General features: G+C 73.6%; 15 protein-coding genes. 12 read left to right on the forward strand and 3 right to left on the reverse strand.

What is annotated here, in order from left to right; translation table 11 throughout:
* The first annotated feature begins 1 nt into the window (after window position 1).
* The 3 genes from rpmF (at window position 2) to mutM (ending at window position 2,021) form a co-directional block, all read left to right on the forward strand.
* Window positions 2-175, forward strand: coding sequence for a 50S ribosomal protein L32 (gene rpmF / locus G5C65_RS01750; RefSeq protein WP_165296770.1), 174 nt, complete (start codon window positions 2-4; stop codon window positions 173-175).
* 19 nt (window positions 176-194) lie between these two features.
* A complete protein-coding gene (rnc, locus tag G5C65_RS01755; RefSeq protein ID WP_241265481.1) occupies window positions 195-965 on the forward strand; it encodes a ribonuclease III in 771 nt (256 codons plus the stop codon).
* A gap of 162 nt (window positions 966-1,127) precedes the next feature.
* Window positions 1,128-2,021, forward strand: a complete 894-nt coding sequence (gene mutM, locus G5C65_RS01760) for a bifunctional DNA-formamidopyrimidine glycosylase/DNA-(apurinic or apyrimidinic site) lyase (protein WP_165296771.1) — start codon at window positions 1,128-1,130, stop codon at window positions 2,019-2,021.
* A 119-nt stretch (window positions 2,022-2,140) separates the two neighbouring features.
* Here mutM and G5C65_RS01765 read toward each other — a convergent pair whose 3' ends face one another.
* On the reverse strand, window positions 2,141-2,995 hold the full coding sequence (locus G5C65_RS01765; protein WP_165296772.1) for a CAP domain-containing protein: 855 nt from the start codon (window positions 2,993-2,995) through the stop codon (window positions 2,141-2,143).
* Between the two features lie 308 nt (window positions 2,996-3,303).
* Here G5C65_RS01765 and G5C65_RS01770 point away from each other — a divergent pair, with 308 nt between their 5' ends.
* The 4 genes from G5C65_RS01770 to G5C65_RS01785 all read left to right on the forward strand — a co-directional run bounded on the left by G5C65_RS01770 (window position 3,304) and on the right by G5C65_RS01785 (window position 9,765).
* Entirely contained in the window at window positions 3,304-3,573 is a 270-nt protein-coding gene (locus tag G5C65_RS01770; protein WP_338146198.1) for an acylphosphatase, read from the forward strand.
* A 309-nt stretch (window positions 3,574-3,882) separates the two neighbouring features.
* Complete coding sequence (locus G5C65_RS01775; protein WP_165296774.1) at window positions 3,883-4,086, forward strand: hypothetical protein; 204 nt, start codon at window positions 3,883-3,885, stop codon at window positions 4,084-4,086.
* A 393-nt stretch (window positions 4,087-4,479) separates the two neighbouring features.
* Window positions 4,480-8,142 carry a chromosome segregation protein SMC gene (smc, locus tag G5C65_RS01780; RefSeq protein WP_165296775.1) on the forward strand — a complete coding sequence of 1,221 codons (3,663 nt, stop codon included), beginning with the start codon at window positions 4,480-4,482 and terminating at the stop codon, window positions 8,140-8,142.
* Between the two features lie 198 nt (window positions 8,143-8,340).
* A complete protein-coding gene (locus G5C65_RS01785; RefSeq protein WP_165296776.1) occupies window positions 8,341-9,765 on the forward strand; it encodes a sugar porter family MFS transporter in 1,425 nt (474 codons plus the stop codon).
* 99 nt (window positions 9,766-9,864) lie between these two features.
* On the opposite strand, the gene G5C65_RS01790 is transcribed toward G5C65_RS01785, so the two are convergent.
* The gene (locus G5C65_RS01790; RefSeq protein WP_165296786.1) at window positions 9,865-10,845 is read right to left on the reverse strand and encodes an LLM class flavin-dependent oxidoreductase; all 981 of its coding nucleotides are present in this window, start codon (window positions 10,843-10,845) and stop codon (window positions 9,865-9,867) included.
* A 183-nt stretch (window positions 10,846-11,028) separates the two neighbouring features.
* Between G5C65_RS01790 and ftsY the strand changes: the two genes are divergently transcribed.
* The gene (gene ftsY, locus G5C65_RS01795; protein ID WP_165296777.1) at window positions 11,029-12,273 is read left to right on the forward strand and encodes a signal recognition particle-docking protein FtsY; all 1,245 of its coding nucleotides are present in this window, start codon (window positions 11,029-11,031) and stop codon (window positions 12,271-12,273) included.
* 117 nt (window positions 12,274-12,390) lie between these two features.
* Here the strand turns inward: ftsY and G5C65_RS01800 are convergent, their stop codons facing one another.
* Window positions 12,391-13,107, reverse strand: coding sequence for a bifunctional DNA primase/polymerase (locus G5C65_RS01800; protein WP_165296778.1), 717 nt, complete (start codon window positions 13,105-13,107; stop codon window positions 12,391-12,393).
* Between the two features lie 405 nt (window positions 13,108-13,512).
* Here G5C65_RS01800 and nsdA point away from each other — a divergent pair, with 405 nt between their 5' ends.
* From nsdA to G5C65_RS01820, 4 genes are all read left to right on the forward strand, one after another.
* Window positions 13,513-15,069 carry a transcriptional repressor NsdA gene (gene nsdA / locus G5C65_RS01805; RefSeq protein WP_165296779.1) on the forward strand — a complete coding sequence of 519 codons (1,557 nt, stop codon included), beginning with the start codon at window positions 13,513-13,515 and terminating at the stop codon, window positions 15,067-15,069.
* 441 nt (window positions 15,070-15,510) lie between these two features.
* Complete coding sequence (locus G5C65_RS01810) at window positions 15,511-16,782, forward strand: ammonium transporter (RefSeq protein ID WP_165296780.1); 1,272 nt, start codon at window positions 15,511-15,513, stop codon at window positions 16,780-16,782.
* Window positions 16,779-17,117, forward strand: a complete 339-nt coding sequence (locus G5C65_RS01815) for a P-II family nitrogen regulator (RefSeq protein WP_165296781.1) — start codon at window positions 16,779-16,781, stop codon at window positions 17,115-17,117. Before G5C65_RS01810 ends, G5C65_RS01815 begins: the two co-directional genes overlap by 4 nt.
* Before the next feature lie 89 nt (window positions 17,118-17,206).
* Window positions 17,207-17,393, forward strand: a 187-nt coding sequence (locus tag G5C65_RS01820; protein ID WP_165296782.1) for a hypothetical protein, incomplete at its 3' end; no start/stop codon positions are given.

Here is a 17,393-nt window from a genome sequence, read left to right on the forward strand (position 1 = left end):
CGTGGCTGTTCCGAAGCGGAAGATGTCGCGCAGCAACACGCGCCACCGCCGGTCGCAGTGGAAGGCTGCGGTCCCCACCCTGGTGACGTGCGAGCGCTGCAGCGAGCCGAAGCAGCAGCACATCGCGTGCCCGAGCTGTGGCACCTATAACAAGCGCCAGGTCCTCGACGTCTGATCGGCTGGTGACAGGCTTCATGTCAGACGCCAGCACTCCAGAGAATCCGCCCCCCGAGCCGGGGGGCGAGAATCCGGACCTGGTGGATGCGGCCTCGTCGCACGCACTCCTGGAAGGGCGGCTCGGGTATCAGCTTGAGGCCGCCCTTCTGGTGCGTGCGCTGACCCACCGCTCGTACGCGTACGAGAACGGCGGGCTGCCCACCAACGAGCGCCTGGAATTCCTCGGGGACTCCGTCCTCGGCCTGGTCGTCACGGACACCCTCTACCGGGTGCACCCCGACCTCCCGGAGGGCCAGCTCGCCAAGCTGCGGGCCGCCGTGGTCAACTCGCGGGCCCTCGCCGACGTGGCCCGCGGCCTCGACCTGGGCGCCTTCATCCGGCTCGGCCGGGGCGAGGAGGGCACCGGCGGGCGCGACAAGGCGTCCATCCTGGCCGACACCCTGGAGGCCGTGATCGGCGCCGTCTATCTGGACCAGGGCCTGGACGCCGCCTCCGAGCTCGTCCACCGGCTCTTCGACCCGCTGATCGAGCACTCCTCCAACCTGGGCGCGGGGCTCGACTGGAAGACCAGCCTCCAGGAGCTCACGGCCGCCGAGTCCCTGGGCGTGCCCGAGTACCTGGTGACCGAGACCGGCCCGGACCACGAGAAGACCTTCACGGCTGCTGCCCGCGTCGGTGGTGTCGCGTACGGCACCGGCACAGGACGCAGCAAGAAGGAGGCGGAGCAGCAGGCGGCGGAGGCGGCCTGGCGGGCGATCTCCGCCCGCGGCGAGTCCACCGGCTCCTGAGCGGCGCTCCCCGTCCGGGCGGGGCGCCCCTGGCCCGGCCCGCGGCCTGGCCGGCCGGTACCGCTGTGCCGCGCTCGCCGGTCCCGTCTGCTGAGCGGGACCGGCGGCCGCGGCCCCGACGCGCGGCAGGCGCGAGACGCCGGTCGCGCCGGAAGGACGGACATGCCCGAGCTCCCCGAGGTCGAGGTCGTACGCCGGGGGCTCGACCGCTGGGCCAGCGGACGGACCATCGCCGCGGCCGAGGTGCTGCACCCCCGTGCGGTCCGCCGCCACCCGGCGGGCCCGCTGGACTTCGCGGCACGGCTGACGGGACGCCGGCTGGGCCCGGCCCGCCGCCGCGGCAAGTACCTGTGGCTGCCGGTCGGCGACGCGGCCGACACCGACACCGCCGACGACGGCTTCGCACTCCTCGCGCACCTGGGCATGAGCGGCCAGCTGCTCATCCAGCCGCCCGGCACCCCGGACGAGCGGCACCTGCGGATCCGGGTCGCCTTCGAGGACGCCGACGGCGGCGAGCTCCGCTTCGTCGACCAGCGCACCTTCGGCGGCCTCTCGCTGCACCCGGGCGACACCGCCGCTGAGGGACTCCCGGACGTCATCGCACACATCGCCCGCGACCCGCTCGACCCCGCGTTCGACGAGGCCGTCTTCCACGCCGCCCTGCGCCGCCGCCGTACGACGGTCAAGCGGGCGCTGCTGGACCAGTCGCTGATCAGCGGGGTGGGCAACATCTACGCCGACGAGGCGCTGTGGCGCGCCCGGCTGCACTACGAGCGCCCCACCGCCACCCTCACCCGCAAGCAGACCGCCGAGCTCGTCGGGCATGTGCGGGACGTGATGAACGCCGCTCTCGCCGAGGGCGGCACCAGCTTCGACAGCCTCTACGTCAACGTCAACGGCGAGTCCGGCTACTTCGCGCGGGCGCTGGACGCCTACGGGCGCGAGGACGAGCCCTGCCGCCGCTGCGGCGCGCCGATGCGCCGCAGCCCCTGGATGAACCGCTCCAGCTACTACTGCCCGCGCTGCCAGCGCCCCCCGAGACCGAGCGCCCGCTAGGGCCCCAGGGGCGCGGGGAACTGCGCGGCCGGTCCCAGGCCACCCGCGCCCGGCGACGAACAGTACGGGGCGGCCCGACCCAGCCAGTTCCGCCCGGCTCCGGCTTCAGAAGCCGAACCTCAGAAGCCGAACTCCTGGGTCCACCAGGGCCCGCCCTCGGCGAAGCGGGCGCCCACCCCCATGGTGCGGTAGTCGCAGTTGAGAATGTTCGCGCGGTGCCCAGGACTCTTCATCCAGGAGTCCATGACCGACTGCGCGTTGGCCTGGCCGCGGGCTATGTTCTCGCCGCCCAGATCGCTGATGCCCGCTCGGTCGGCCCGGTCCCAGGGGCTCTGGCCGTCCGGCGAGGTGTGGCTGAAGAAGCCGCGCCGTGCCATGTCCGCGCTGAAGTCCCCGGCCAGCTCGGCCAGCTCGGCGTCCGGCTCGACGGGCCGGCAGCCCGCCTTGGCGCGCTCCTGGTTGACCAGGGCGAGTACCTCGCGCTCCGCGGCGGACTCCGTGTCCGGCGTGTCGGGGTCCGGGGGCGCCGCCGTGCTCCCGCCGTCCCCGACGCCCTGCCGGGCGTCCGGTCCGCGCGCGTCCGCCGCGTCCTTCCGGCCGCCGGGGCGCTTGGGGGACGCGCCGTCCCCGGTCCCGGCTTTCTCCCGGCTGCTTTGCTTCCGCGACGGTTCCGCGGAGGTGGGGGGCCGCTGCTTTCCCGACTGGTCCGCACCGTCCTTCTGCCCGTCGCGCGACGTCTTCCGCCCGGGTGCCTTCCCGCTGTCGGCGCGGTCGGCTGCGCCGTCCTCGGTGCCGCTCCCCGCGGGCGGCGCGGGGAGCGGCACCGCGGTGTCCAGATCGGCAGGGCCCTCGGCCTGCACCCGGTCGTCGCGCTGCGGGCCGCCGAGCCCGCCGGGGCCGGGGACCAGCCCGGAGGCGACCGCGACCGCGCCCATGGCCATCGCGGCCGAGGCGCCCAGCAGCCCGGTCCGCACCGGCGCGGTCTCGCGCCTGCGACGGCCTCCCCGGCGCCGTGGTCCGGCCTCGGGAGCGGGAGCCGAAGTCGCACGTCGGTGGCGGCCCATCGCGGTGTCCTCACAATGCTCGGGGGTCACGGCGGCTCACCCGCTCCGCCCTCGCGGGCACCGCGGGCTGAGCCGCAATGTACGGCATCGCGGCCGGGGCCGACGTGCTGACCGGGGAATTGTCCGGATAGCGTGCGCCCATGACGGCGAGCACTGACGGTCACGGCGGCCCCGAGGGCCCCGAGGGCCCCGACGTCCCTGACGGCCCCGACGTCCCCGTGCGGCTGACGGCCTGGGTGCGTGGCCAGGTCCAGGGGGTCGGCTTCCGCTGGTTCACCCGCGCCAACGCGCTCCGCATCGGGGATCTCGCGGGCTTCGCGCTGAACCTCGGGGACGGCCGGGTGCAGGTGGTGGCCGAGGGGCCGCGGAGCAGCTGTGAGCAGTTGCTGACCTGGTTGCGCGAGGGGGATACGCCCGGCCGGGTGGACGGGGTGACGGAGATCTGGGACGCCCCGCGCGGCGGCTACGCGGGGTTTGCGGTCCGATGATCCAAAGCGGTTGCCAATCGTCGCCCGCCGTGTAAGGCTGCGGCCACGAGACAGCCATAGTGGATCTTCGTCACCCCTCTGCGGGCAGCGGGCTCCGGCGTCCGGCGCCGTCGAGTCGCGGCGGCCGGGGATGCGGGGTGTGATCGTGTTGACCGTCAAACTTTTTGGTGAGACGCTGGAAGCCCCGCGCACCTGAGCTGTTTGATTCAGATAATGTGAGCAAAAGTCCAGAGCAGACACTGCGGGTGCGATTCCCTCTCGACCCACCACCGCTTCGGTCGGTCACTTCAGTGTGGAGGACCATCCATCATGGCAAAGGCGCTTCTCGGTTACGTCGGCGGCTCCGACCCCCGAGTTCTCGCCGAGATGCGACGGCTTCAGCAGCGTGTCCAGGACCTGGAGTCCGAGCTTGTACGGATCCAGGCCGAGAACGACGCCCTGTCCGCCGCCGCACGGCACGATTCGGTGCTCGAAGGCATCGACGTACCCACAGCGGAGCCTGCGCTGACCTGAATCCGCGGGCCTGGTTCCCGCCACAGGATCCAAGCCACGGGCAGAACGCGTATCGCTGGCCGCAAGAAATCTGTAAGGGACGCTTCGGCGTCCCTTCGTCGTTCCCGGCCCGTCGTTCCCCGCCGCCCTCGGCCGTCCTTGCGGACCTTCTCCCGTTTCCGAGCCGCTTCCGCCCGCCCCGCCCTCGCTTACCGTGTGATGTGCCCCTCACTCCCGGCGGCGAAACCCCCGGCGGCGGCGAGCTGAACGCAAGACCCCGTCGCGCACGGCGCATTGGGTCCTCCCCGCACGCCCGGCGGACCCGCCGGGCCCTGCCCGGCCCGGCGGGAAAACCGGACAGTGCGGGACAGTCGGCGCGACATCGCCGGGACAACCTCAGTAGAGTCCGGACGCGTGCACCTCAAGAGCCTGACCCTGCGGGGATTCAAATCCTTCGCCTCCGCCACGACGCTGCGCTTCGAGCCCGGCATCACCTGCGTCGTCGGCCCCAACGGCTCGGGCAAGTCCAACGTCGTCGACGCGCTCTCCTGGGTCATGGGCGAACAGGGCGCCAAGTCGCTGCGCGGCGGCAAGATGGAGGACGTCATCTTCGCGGGCACCACCGGGCGCCCGCCGCTGGGCCGCGCCGAGGTCTCGCTCACCATCGACAACGCCGACGGCGTGCTGCCCATCGAGTACGCGGAAGTCACCATCACGCGGATCATGTTCCGCAACGGCGGCAGCGAGTACCAGCTCAACGGCGACACCTGCCGCCTCCTCGACATCCAGGAGCTGCTCTCCGACTCCGGTATCGGCCGCGAGATGCACGTCATCGTCGGGCAGGGCCAGCTCGACGGTGTGCTGCACGCCGACCCGACGGGCCGCCGCGCCTTCATCGAGGAGGCGGCCGGCGTGCTCAAGCACCGCAAGCGCAAGGAGAAGGCGCTGCGGAAGCTGGACGCGATGCAGGCCAACCTCTCCCGGGTGCAGGACCTCACGGACGAGCTGCGCCGCCAGCTCAAGCCGCTGGGGCGGCAGGCGGCCGTGGCCCGCCGGGCCCAGGTCATCCAGGCCGACCTGCGCGACGCGCGGCTCAGACTGCTCGCCGACGACCTGGTGACCCTGCGCGAGGCGCTGCGTGCGGAGGTCGCGGACGAGGCGGCGCTCAAGCAGCGCAAGGAGGCCGCCGAGGCGGAGCTGAAGGAGGCCCAGCGCCGCGAGGCCGATCTTGAGCAGCAGGTCAGAACGCTCGCGCCGCGGCTGGAGCGGGCCCAGCAGACCTGGTACGAGCTCTCCCGGCTGGCCGAGCGGGTACGCGGCACCGTCGGCCTCGCCGACCAGCGCGTCCAGCACGCCACCGCGCCCCCGGCGGAGGAGCGGCGCGGGCGCGACCCCGAGGAGCTGGAGCGCGAGGCGGCCCGGGTACGGGAGCAGGAGGCGGAGCTGGAGGCCGCGCTGGAGGCCGCCGGCACCGCGCTGGACGAGACGGTCGCACACCGGGCCGAGCTGGAGCGGCGGCTGGCGGATGAGGAGCGCCGCCTGCGGGACGAGGCCCGCACCCGGGCCGACCGCCGCGAGGGCCTCGAACGCCTGCGCGGCAAGGCGGGCACGGCCCGCAGCCGGGTCGCCTCGGCGCAGGCCGAGATCGACCGGCTGACGGCCGCCCGCGACGAGGCGCTGGAGCGCGCGGAGCGGGCGGACGCGGAGTACGGGGCCCTCCAGACGGAGGTCGACGGCGCCGGGGCCGGCGAGGAGGACCTGGCGCGGCAGCACGAGGAGGCGAAGGCGGAGCTGGCGGAGGCGGAGTCCGCGCTGGGCGCGGCGCGGGAGGAGGTGGCGGCGGCCGAGCGGGAGCGCGCCGCCACCTCGGCCCGGCGGGACGCGCTGGCGCTCGGCCTGCGCCGGAAGGACGGTACGGGCGCGCTGCTGGCCGCGAAGGACCGGCTGACCGGCCTGCTGGGCCCGGCGGCCGAACTGCTGACGGTCGCCCCGGGGTTCGAGGTCCCGGTGGCGGCGGCGCTGGGAGCGGCGGCCGACGCGGTGGCCGTCACCACCCCCGGCACGGCGGCGGAGGCCCTCCGCCTGCTCCGCAAGGAGGACGCGGGACGGGCGGCCCTCCTGCTGGGCACGGCGGAGGAGCCGGACGCCGCCGAGACGCCCCCGCACCCCGCTGAGCGGGGCCCGGAGCTGCCGGGGGCGGAGACGCACTGGGCCGTGCATCTGGTGCGGGCCCCGGCCGGGCTCCGGCCCGCTCTCGCGGAGCTGCTGCACCGCACGGTGGTCGTCGGCACCCTGGAGGACGCCGAACAACTGATCAAGGCGCGCCCGGAGCTGACCGCCGTCACCGCAGAGGGCGACACCCTGGGCGCGCGCTTCGCGCAGGGCGGCTCCGCGGGCGCCCCCAGCCTGCTGGAGGCCCAGGCGGCCGTCGACGAGGCGGCAGCCGAGCTGACCGAGCTGGAGGCCCGCTGCGAGGCGCTCGCGGCGGCCCGGACGCGGGCCGGGGAGCACCGGGACACCTGCGCCGCCGGCGTCGACGCGCTGGCGGCGCGCCGCAGCGCGGCGGAGCGCGAGCGCTCCGCGGTCGCCGGGCGCCTCGGGACGCTCGGCGGACAGGCCCGCGCGGCGCGCGGCGAGGCGGAGCGCTCGGCCGCGGCCGTGGCCAAGGCGGAGGAGGCGCTCGCAAGGGCGGAGGAGGAGGCGGGGGAGCTCGCCGAGCGGCTGGCCGTCGCCGAGGAGACCCAGCAGGACGAGGCCGAGCCGGACACCTCCGTGCGCGACCGCCTCTCCGCCGACGGCGCGAACGCGCGCCAGACGGAGATGGAGGCCCGCCTCCAGGTCCGTACGCACGAGGAGCGGGTCAAGTCCCTGGCCGGCCGGGCCGACTCACTCGACCGGGCGGCACACGCGGAGCGGGACGCGCGCCGGCGCGCTCAGGAGCGCCGCGCGCGGCTGCAGCACGAGGCCGAGGTCGCCGAGGCGGTCGGCTCCGGCGCGCGTCAGCTCCTCGCCCATATCGAGGCGTCCACCGAACGCGCGCGCGAGGAACGGGAGGCCGCCGAGCGGGCCAAGGCCGAGCGTGAGCAGGCGCTGATCGCCCAGCGGAACGGGGGCCGGGAGCTCAAGGAGGAGCTGGACAAGCTCACCGACTCGGTGCACAAGGGCGAGGTGCTCGGTGCCGAGAAACGGCTGCGCATCGAGCAGTTGGAGACCAGGGCCCTGGAGGAGCTGGGGGTCGAGCCGGAAGCGCTGGTGCGCGAGTACGGCCCGGACCAGCCCGTACCGCCGTCCCCGCCTGCGGAGGGCGAGGAGCTGCCCGCCGCTGAGCCCGACGACGGCTCCGCCGCTGAGTCCGGTGGCGGCTCCGCCGCTGGCTCCGACGGCGGCTCCGCCGCGGGCGGCCGGCCGCGCGGCGGGCCCGTCCCGTTCGACCGTGCCGAGCAGGAGAAGCGGCTCCGGGCCGCGGAGCGCGCGTATCAGAAGCTGGGCAAGGTCAATCCCCTCGCGCTGGAGGAGTTCGCGGCGCTGGAGGAGCGGCACCAGTTCCTCAGCGAGCAGCTGGAGGATCTGAAGAAGACCCGCGCCGACCTCCTTCAGGTCGTGAAGGAGGTCGACGAGCGCGTCGAGCAGGTGTTCACCGAGGCGTACCACGACACCGCGCGCGAGTTCGAGGGCGTCTTCGCGCGGCTCTTCCCCGGCGGCGAGGGGCGGCTGGTGCTCACCGACCCGGACGACATGCTGGCCACGGGCGTCGACGTCGAGGCCCGGCCGCCCGGCAAGAAGGTCAAGCGGCTCTCCCTGCTCTCCGGCGGCGAGCGGTCGCTGACGGCCGTGGCGCTGCTGGTGTCGATCTTCAAGGCCCGTCCGAGCCCGTTCTACGTCATGGACGAGGTCGAGGCCGCGCTGGACGACACCAACCTCCAGCGGCTGATCCGGATCATGGAGGAGCTCAAGGACAGCTCCCAGCTGATCGTCATCACCCACCAGAAGCGGACCATGGAGGTCGCCGACGCGCTCTACGGCGTCTCCATGCAGGGCGACGGCGTCTCCAAGGTGATCAGCCAGCGGCTGAGCTGAGGCCCCGTTCCACGCTCCGATCGCCCTCTTTCTTCACTCAGTGAACTCACCGTGCGGTCTCGTGTGCTCAGAGTGGTGCCATCTGCCCTATTGACTTCGTTAATTGAAGGCATACTCTCTGAGTGGTTGCCTTAACTTTCAAGTTATGGCGGCTCCAGTCATCACCCGGCAGGGTCGCCGGTACCTCAGGAGCGAGAGTTGACCAGCACATCGCAGGCCGCCCCGATAGCCGCGGGGGCGGACGCCCCGCCGCTCGGGCGCATCGTCTTCATCACCGCAGCCGCCGCGATGGGCGGCTTCCTCTTCGGCTACGACAGCTCTGTGATCAATGGCGCGGTGGAGGCGATCCGCGGCAGGTTCGACATCGGCTCGGCCCTGCTCGCGCAGGTCATCGCCGCCGCGCTGATCGGCAGCGCGATCGGCGCGACCATCGCGGGACGCGTCGCCGACCGGATCGGGCGGATCGCGGTCATGCGGATCGCTGCCGTGCTCTTCACGGTGAGCGCGGTCGGCTCGGCCCTGCCGTTCGAGCTGTGGGACCTCGCGCTGTGGCGGGTGCTGGGCGGCGTCGCCATCGGCATGGCCTCCGTGATCGGCCCGGCCTATATCGCCGAGGTCTCCCCGCCCGCGTACCGGGGCCGGCTGGCCTCCTTCCAGCAGGGCGCGATCGTCCTCGGTATCGCCGTCTCCCAGCTGGTCAACTGGGGCATCCTGAACCTCGCCGACGGCGAGCAGCGCGGTCATATCGCCGGGCTGGAAGCCTGGCAGTGGATGCTGGGCATCATGGTGATCCCGGCGGTCGGCTACTTCCTGCTGTCCTTCACCATCCCCGAGTCCCCGCGCTTCCTGATCTCCGCGGGCCGCCCGGCCGAGGCCCGCGCGGTGCTCGCCCAGGTCGAGGGCGCGGGCACCGACCTGGATGCGCGGGTCGGCCAGATCGAGCACGCGATGCGCAGCGAGCACCAGTCCACCTTCCGGGATCTGCTCGGCGGCCGGGCCGGCCTGCTGCCCATCGTCTGGATCGGCATCGGACTCTCGGTCTTCCAGCAGCTCGTCGGCATCAACGTGGTGTTCTACTACTCCGCCACGCTGTGGCAGTCCGTCGGCATCGACCCCGAGGGCTCGTTCTTCTACTCCTTCACGACCTCGATCGTGAACATCATCGGCACCGTCATCGCGATGATCTTCGTCGACCGGATCGGCCGCAAGCCGCTCGCGCTGATCGGCTCCGTCGGTATGGCGATCTCGCTGGCCCTGGTGGCCTGGGCGTTCTCCGCCAAGACCGGCTCCGGCGACGATGTCTCGCTGCCGAACCTGCAGGGCGCCTTCGCCCTGGTCGGCGCCCACACCTTCACCCTGTTCTTCGCGCTCTCCTGGGGCGTCGTCGTCTGGGTGCTGCTCGGCGAGATCTTCCCGAACAAGATCCGCGCCGCCGCGCTGGGCATCGCCGCCTCCGCGCAGTGGGTCGCCAACTGGGCCATCACCGCCAGCTTCCCGAGCCTGTCGGACTGGAACCTGTCGACCACCTATGTGTTCTACACATTCTTCGCCGTGCTCTCGATCCCGTTCATCCTCAAGTGGGTGCCCGAGACCAAGGGCAAGGCGTTGGAGGAGATGGGCTGACCCCCCCGCCGCCCGTCCCCTCGGTACGGACGCTGCCCCGGCCCGCACCCGCGCGCCGGGGCAGCGCCGTCCCGTCCGGTGCGGCGCCGTCCCGGCGGCTCACGCCAGCCGCGGCAGCACCCGCTCGGCGAACAGCCGCAGCGAGCTCCAGCCCTCCTCGACGGGCATGCCGCCGCACAGCGGGTGGAGCAGCAGCTGCTCCGCGTTCCGCGCCAGCTCCAGACACGTATCCGGCGTGACGAACCGGTAGACGCCCTCCTGGCGCAGCTCCTCGACGGACTGCGCGCCCGAGGTCATCAGCGAACGGGTCTCCGGGCTCTGCCAGGACGCGTACCGCTGCGCCTCGTACAGGAAGTGCGCCCCCAGCCGCGCCCACGCGCGGTCCGGATCCTCGGTGAGGTGCAGCGTGGGCAGCTCGGCGGGCGGCATCAGACACACCGGCTCGGTGCCGAGCCGTACGCAGCGCTGCTCGTAGTACCGCCGCAGCTGCGGCAGATGGGCCGGCAGGAAGAGCGGCAGCCCCAGCCTGGCCGCGCGCCGCGCCGCCGGACGGGAGCCGCCCCCGACGAACAGCGGCGGATGCGGACGGGTGTACGGCCGGGGCCGCACCCGCACCGTCCGGCCGCGGTGGACGAACGGCTCGCCCGTCCACGCGGCCAGCAGGGTCTCCAGCGCCTCGTCCTGGAGCGCGCCCCGGGCGGCGAAGTCCAGGCCGAGCGCGGCGTACTCCTCGGGGCGGTAGCCGATCCCGGCGACCGCCATCAGCCGCCCGCCGCCTGTGAGATCGAGCACGGCCAGGTCCTCGGCGAGCCGCAGCGGATCGTAGAGCGGCGCGAGGACCGCGCAGGCGGACACCGCGATCCGCCGGGTACGGCCGAGCAGCGCCCCGGCGAGGGGGAGCGGCGAGGGCAGCCAGCCGTCCGGGGAGCCGTGGTGCTCCTCGACGACCAGCGAGGTGAGGCCCTGTTCGTCGGCGTAGGCGGCCATGTCGAGCGCCGCCCGGTAGCGCTCGACGGGGGGCTCGGGAGGGGCCGCGGGCGGCCCGTCGGGGTGGACGAGATTGAAGCGCACGCTTGTCATCACGGTCACGGGGAGCGGACCGTAGCGGAGCGCGTGCGAAGCAGGAAGACATCTGCCCCGGCTCCCGCTGTGAACCGGGACACTCGGTGGCACCACCCGGGCCGTCCGCTCCTTCGGATACCGGTGGGCGCTGCCCCCGCCCTTCCGGGCTTCCCGCCGGGGACACCATAGGATGGGAGCCCCATGGAAATCGTCATCCTTGTAGTAGTCATCGCCGTGGTCGCGCTGGGCGCGATCGGCGGCCTCGTGGTCAGCGGCCGGAAGAAGAAGGCGGTGCCGCCCGCCGGGCAGGCCCAGGCGCCCGCCGCCACCCGGGCCGCGCCCCCCGTCGAGCCGCAGGTCGGCGAGGACGCGGACGGCGCGCCCGAGGCACCCGGCAGAACCGTGACGGAGGTCGGTCTCCCCGAGGCCCCGGAGGTCCGGGAAGCGCCGACGGCCCCGGAGGCGGAGGCCGAGGCGGCGGCAGCGCCGGCCGAACCGGAGATCGAGACCCCCGAACCCGCTGCGGGACGTCTCGTACGGCTCCGCGCCCGGCTCTCCCGCTCGCAGAACTCGCTCGGCAAGGGGCTGCTCACGCTCCTGTCCAGAGAACACCTGGACGAGGAGACCTGGGAGGAGGTCGAGGACACCCTGCTGACCGCCGACGTCGGCGTCGGCCCCACCCAGGAGCTGGTGGAGCGGCTGCGCGAGCGGGTCCGGGTGCTCGGCACCCGCACCCCCGACGAGCTGCGCGGGCTGCTGCGCGACGAGCTGCTCACGCTCGTCGGCCCCGACCTGGACCGCACGGTGCACACCGAGACCCGGGGCCCGGTCGACCGGCCCGGCGTGGCGCTGGTCGTCGGCGTCAACGGCACCGGCAAGACCACCACGACCGGCAAGCTGGCCCGCGTCCTGGTCGCGGACGGCAAGTCGGTGGTGCTGGGCGCCGCGGACACCTTCCGGGCCGCCGCCGTCGACCAGCTGGAGACCTGGGGCAAGCGCGTCGGCGCCCGCACGGTGCGCGGACCGGAGGGCGGCGACCCGGCCTCGGTCGCGTTCGACGCCGTCAAGGAGGGCACCGAGGAGAGCGCGGACGTCGTCCTCATCGACACCGCGGGCCGTCTGCACACCAAGACCGGGCTCATGGACGAGCTGGGCAAGGTCAAGCGGGTCGTCGAGAAGCAGGGCCCGGTGGACGAGGTGCTGCTGGTGCTGGACGCCACCACCGGCCAGAACGGCCTCGTCCAGGCCCGCGTCTTCGCCGAGGTCGTGGACATCACCGGCATCGTGCTGACCAAGCTGGACGGCACCGCCAAGGGCGGCATCGTCGTCGCCGTGCAGCGCGAGCTGGGCGTGCCGGTGAAGCTCGTCGGGCTGGGCGAGGGCCCCGACGACCTCGCGCCGTTCGAGCCCGCCGCCTTCGTCGACGCACTGGTCGACGGCGACTAGGGCCGGTCCGGAGGCCCCGCAGGGGCGCGGGGAACTGCGCTCAGCTACCGAGCACCCGCGCCCTGCGGCGAAACAGCAACGGGCAGCCCCGACCCAGCCCGTTCCGCCGGAGAGAACTCACGGCTCCAGCACGGCCGCGCGGTGGCACACATAGGCCAGCGTGCCGAGCAGGAGCCGCGCCTGCGGCGGCCGCCCCGCCGCATCCAGCGTCGGCGGCCGCAGCCAGCGCACCGGGCCCAGACCGGCCAGGTCGGACGGCGGCGCCGTGATGTGGCCGCCCCTGCCGATGCCGCACAGGTCGAGCTCCGCGTCGTCCCACCCCATGCGGTACAGCAGTTCGGGGAGCTCGGCCGCGGCGCCGGGCGCCACGAAGAACCAGGCGCGGCCCGTCGGCGCCAGCGCGACGGGCCCCAGCGGCAGCCCCATCCGCTCCAGCCGCACCAGCGCGCACTGGCCCGCCGCCTCGGAGACCTCGATCACGTCGAACGAGCGGCCGGTCGGCAGCAGCAGGGCGGCTCCGGGCACATCCACCCACGCGGCGGTGGCCTCGTCGAGCGTGGCGCCCGCGGGGACCTCCAGCGTGGCGTCCAGCGGGTGGGCACCGGGCGCCGGGCAGGCACCGGCGCCGCACGAGCACTCCACACGGGCGCCGCCGGAGCCGCCTGCGGGCCGCGCGGCGCGCGCCCCGGGGACCACGTCCCACCCCCACAGGCCCGTGTACTCCGCCACGGCCGTGCACGCCGGGGCACGGGAGCGCCGGCGCGAACCGGGGCGCAGCTCCCGAATCTCCCGGAAGCCGGACAGACCGCTGATGGCGCCGATCGTGAAGCCCATGCTCCCTCCAACGGGTCCCGTCTCGTGATGGTTACGAACGGCGCTGCGCGCTGTGACAGGCGGGCTACGCTGGGGTCCTGACTGGAGTGCCGGCGGTCGCGCCGCGCTGTTGTTCCACGGGGTCAAGTCAATCGCGGACAGGCGCCGAAAGGTTCATTCGAAGGGGTGGCGAATGGTGGCGTTTCGGGGATCACCCTCGCGTGACCGGTGATCGTAGGATTACTTTCGGTACACACAACGGAGAGAGGCTCAGCGGTGTGGGTATGCCGGAGGCATCCTGTCGCGAGGCGTCGTCGGACGTCGCGAGGCGCCCGCGGAGACGTGGCCGCCACGGCGGCCGGAGCGACAGCACAGTGACAGCGGGATCGGCAGATGTCGCGGAGGGGCGGATGGGGGCGTTAGCCAGTGGCTGAGGGAGGACAGGCCGACAAGTGCCCGAACGAGCGGCTGAGGTCGTGGTTCGTGCGCAGTGGCTGGTCGAAGGGCGAGCTGGCCCGTCAGGTGAACCGCCGTGCCCGGCAGCTGGGCGCGCATCACATCAGCACCGACACCTCGCGGGTGCGCCGCTGGCTCGACGGCGAGCAGCCGCGCGAGCCGATCCCGCGCATCCTGTCCGAGCTGTTCTCCGAGCGCTTCGGCTGCGTCGTCGCGGTCGAGGACCTCGGTCTGCGCCCCGCCCGGAAGTCGCCCGCGGCCTCCGGGATCGACCTTCCCTGGGCGGGGCCGCAGACCGTGGTGCTGATCAGCGACTTCACGCGCAGCGATCTGATGCTGGGGCGGCGCGGCTTCCTGGGCACCTCGCTGGCCATGTCGGCGGGCCCCGCGCTGATCGAGCCCATGCAGCGCTGGCTGGTGTCCAGCTCCGGCGGCGGGCCCGGCGGCGAGGGGCTGCAGGCGCCGTCCCGGGCCGGCCGGCCCGGCGGCGGGCCGCGGGCCCCGATGGGCCTCGCGGCCCAGGGCGCGGCCGGCGGCCCGCGGCGCGGGCCCCGGCTCTCCGAGCCCGAGCTGGAGCTGCTGGAGCAGACGGCCATGATGTTCCGCCAGTGGGACGCCCAGTGCGGCGGCGGGCTGCGCCGCAAGGCCGTCGTCGGCCAGCTGCACGAGGTCACCGACCTGCTGCAGGAGCAGCACCCGGAGCCGGTCGCCCGCCGGCTCTTCCGGGTGACGGCGGAGCTGGCCGAGCTGGCCGGCTGGATGAGCTACGACATCGGGCTCCAGCCCACCGCGCAGAAGTACTTCGTGCTGGCGCTGCACGCCGCGAAGGAAGCGGGGGACCGCCCGCTCGGCTCGTTCGTGCTGAGCAAGATGAGCCGCCAGATGATCCACCTCGGCCGCTCCGAGGACGCGCTGGAGCTCATCCACCTCGCGCAGTACGGCAGCAGGGGCGGCTCCACCCCCCGCACCCAGGCCATGCTGTACGCGATGGAGGCCCGCGCGTACGCCAACATGGGCCAGCCCGGCAAGTGCAAGCGCGCGGTGCGGATGGCCGAGGAGACGTTCAGCGAGATCGCCCCCGGCGACGGCGACCCGGACTGGATCCGCTTCTTCTCCGAGGCCGAGCTCTGCGCCGAGAACGCCCACTCCTACCGCGACCTGGCCTACTCCGCCGGCCGCAGCCCCAGCTACGCCTCGCTGGCCCGCCCCGTGATGGAGCGCGCCGTCGAGCTGTTCGGCAGGGAGGCGGCCGAGGCGGAGGGCGGCGGCCACCAGCGGTCGTACGCGCTGAACCTCATCGGCATGGCCAGCGTGCACCTGCTCCAGCGCGAGCCGGAGGGCTGCGCGGACCGGGCGGGCGAGGCCGTCGACGTCGCCAAGCGGCTCCGCTCCGAGCGGGTCAACAACCGGCTGCGGCGCACCGCCGCCACCGCCGTGCAGGACTTCGGCGAGGTCGGCGACGTCGTGCAGCTCAGCGAGCGGCTGCGTACGGAGCTGCCGGGAGGCGAGGTGGCCGCGGCGGGCTGAAGCGCGGCCCGCCGGAGCCGGCGGTGCCCGCCCCTTCCGCCGGCGGCACCGCACCCCGGCCCACCGGACAACCGGCCGCGGCACCGTCCCCTTGGATCCCGACTCGGCCCCCCACGCCAGGTCAACCGGGACGAGGCCGCGGCCGGTCTCTGCGCACCGCCCTCCTGTGCCTTCCCGCGGCGGCCCGGCTCCGGGTCCGGCTCCGGGCCCGGAGCCGGGGAGCGCACTGGCGGGACGAGGGGGTGCGCAGCGTACTCCTCACCACCCCGCTCCGGACCGCCGTTCATTCCGGCGTAACACGTCGACTCCCATCGTCACGCACGCGAAACACCACGCGGCATCGACGGAAACGGGGCTTCGGGAGCCTGTCGCGCATACCGCCCGCAGGACCCGGGGCCCGGCACTGTCCGCACGGGTCGTGACTTCGAGGAGACGTCCACATTGAACGGCGCGGATACCGCATTCGTCTTGATCAGCGCGTTCCTGGTGATGCTGATGACGCCCGGCCTCGCCTTCTTCTACGGAGGCATGGTCCGGGTCAAGAGCGCGCTCAACATGCTCATGATGTCCTTCATCTCGCTGGGCATCGTCACCCTTCTCTGGGTCCTGTACGGCTACTCCCTGGCCTTCGGCCCCGACAACGGCGGCATCATCGGCAACCTCGACTTCGTCGGGATGAAGGGCATCTCGGTCGACACCATGACCGGGGAGGACGGGATCCCCGTCTTCGCCTTCGCCCTCTTCCAGATGATGTTCGCGATCATCACGCCCGCGCTGATGAGCGGCGCCCTCGCGGACCGCGTGAAGTTCAGCGCCTGGGCGCTGTTCATCGCGCTGTGGGTGACGATCGTGTACTTCCCCGTCGCGCACTGGGTGTGGGCCGAGGGCGGCTGGCTGTACGAGCTGGAGGTCATCGACTTCGCGGGCGGCACGGCCGTGCACATCAACGCCGGCATCGGCGCGCTGGCCGCCGTCCTGGTCGTCGGCAAGCGCATCGGCTTCAAGAAGGACACCATGCGCCCGCACAGCCTCCCGCTGGTGGTGCTCGGCGCGGCGCTGCTGTGGTTCGGCTGGTTCGGCTTCAACGCGGGCTCCGAACTCGCCGCCGACGGCACCGCCGCCACCATGGCCCTGAACACCCAGGTCGCCACCGCCGCCGCCGTCCTGGGCTGGCTGGCCTACGAACGGATCCGGCACGGAGCCTTCACCACCCTGGGCGCCGCCTCCGGCGCCATCGCGGGCCTCGTCGCCATCACCCCGTCCGGCGCGTCCGTCAACGCCATGGGGGCGCTGCTCATCGGCGTCGTCGCGGGAGCGGTCTGCTCCTGGGCGGTCAGCCTCAAGTACAAGCTCGGCTACGACGACTCGCTGGACGTCGTCGGCGTCCACCTGGTGGGCGGTGTCGTCGGCACCCTGCTGGTCGGCTTCCTGGCGATCGACGGAGTGGGCGGCTTCGAGCAGTTCGGCAAGCAGGCGGTCGGGGCCTTCTCGGTGATGGCCTTCTCGTTCGTGGTCTCCTGGCTCCTGGCGCGGGGCCTCCAGGCCACCATCGGCTTCCGCGCCACAGCGGACGACGAGGCCGCGGGGGTGGACCAGGCGTACCACGCCGAGACGGCCTACGACTTCAGCGCGGCGGCCGGCGTCTCCCCGTCCCGCACCCGTGACAGCGCGCCCGCGCCCCAGTCGGAGCTCTCCAAGAAGGTGGACGCATGAAGCTCATCACCGCGGTCGTCAAGCCGCACCAGCTCGACGAGGTGAAGGAGGCCCTGCGGGCCTTCGGCGTACAGGGCCTCACCACCACCGAGGCCAGCGGCTACGGCCGCCAGCGCGGCCACACCGAGGTCTACCGCGGCGCGGAGTACACCGTCGACCTGGTGCCGAAGGTCCGTATCGAGGTACTGGCCGAGGACGACGACGCCGACCAGCTGGTGGAGGTCGTGGTCAAGGCGGCCCGTACCGGCAAGATCGGGGACGGCAAGGTGTGGGTGGTGCCCGTCGAGACGGCCGTACGGGTCCGCACGGGCGAACGCGGCCCCGACGCGCTGTAGCCGGCGAGGCCGGGCCGCCCCTGCTCGCCCCCTGCGGGTGGGGGCCGCCCCGCACCCCCGACAGGACGCGACACGGAGAGCAGTCGACCATGACGACTGAGAACACCGAAGCGGCACGGCGGCAGCCGCCCGCCCCGGACGTCCCGGACGCCCTGGACACCCCGGATGCTCCCGGCGACGGCTACGCTGCGGCCCGCCTGCGCCTCCTGCAGGACACGGCGCGCTCCGGCCCCTCCCGCCGCGCCGCCCTCTGCGCGCTCACGGACGAGTGGCTCG

This window comes from Streptomyces boncukensis, from assembly GCF_011045075.1.
Lineage (GTDB): Bacteria > Actinomycetota > Actinomycetes > Streptomycetales > Streptomycetaceae > Streptomyces > Streptomyces boncukensis.

Coding starts and splice junctions, on each gene's coding strand:
- G5C65_RS01815 (WP_165296781.1), top strand. CDS start 16,779: ATGAAGCTCATCACCGCGGTCGTCAAGCCGCACCAGCTCGACGAGGTG.
- rnc (WP_241265481.1), top strand. CDS start 195: ATGTCAGACGCCAGCACTCCAGAGAATCCGCCCCCCGAGCCGGGGGGC.
- G5C65_RS01775 (WP_165296774.1), top strand. CDS start 3,883: ATGGCAAAGGCGCTTCTCGGTTACGTCGGCGGCTCCGACCCCCGAGTT.
- mutM (WP_165296771.1), top strand. CDS start 1,128: ATGCCCGAGCTCCCCGAGGTCGAGGTCGTACGCCGGGGGCTCGACCGC.
- G5C65_RS01800 (WP_165296778.1), bottom strand. CDS start 13,107: ATGGGCTTCACGATCGGCGCCATCAGCGGTCTGTCCGGCTTCCGGGAG.
- G5C65_RS01790 (WP_165296786.1), bottom strand. CDS start 10,845: ATGACAAGCGTGCGCTTCAATCTCGTCCACCCCGACGGGCCGCCCGCG.
- ftsY (WP_165296777.1), top strand. CDS start 11,029: ATGGAAATCGTCATCCTTGTAGTAGTCATCGCCGTGGTCGCGCTGGGC.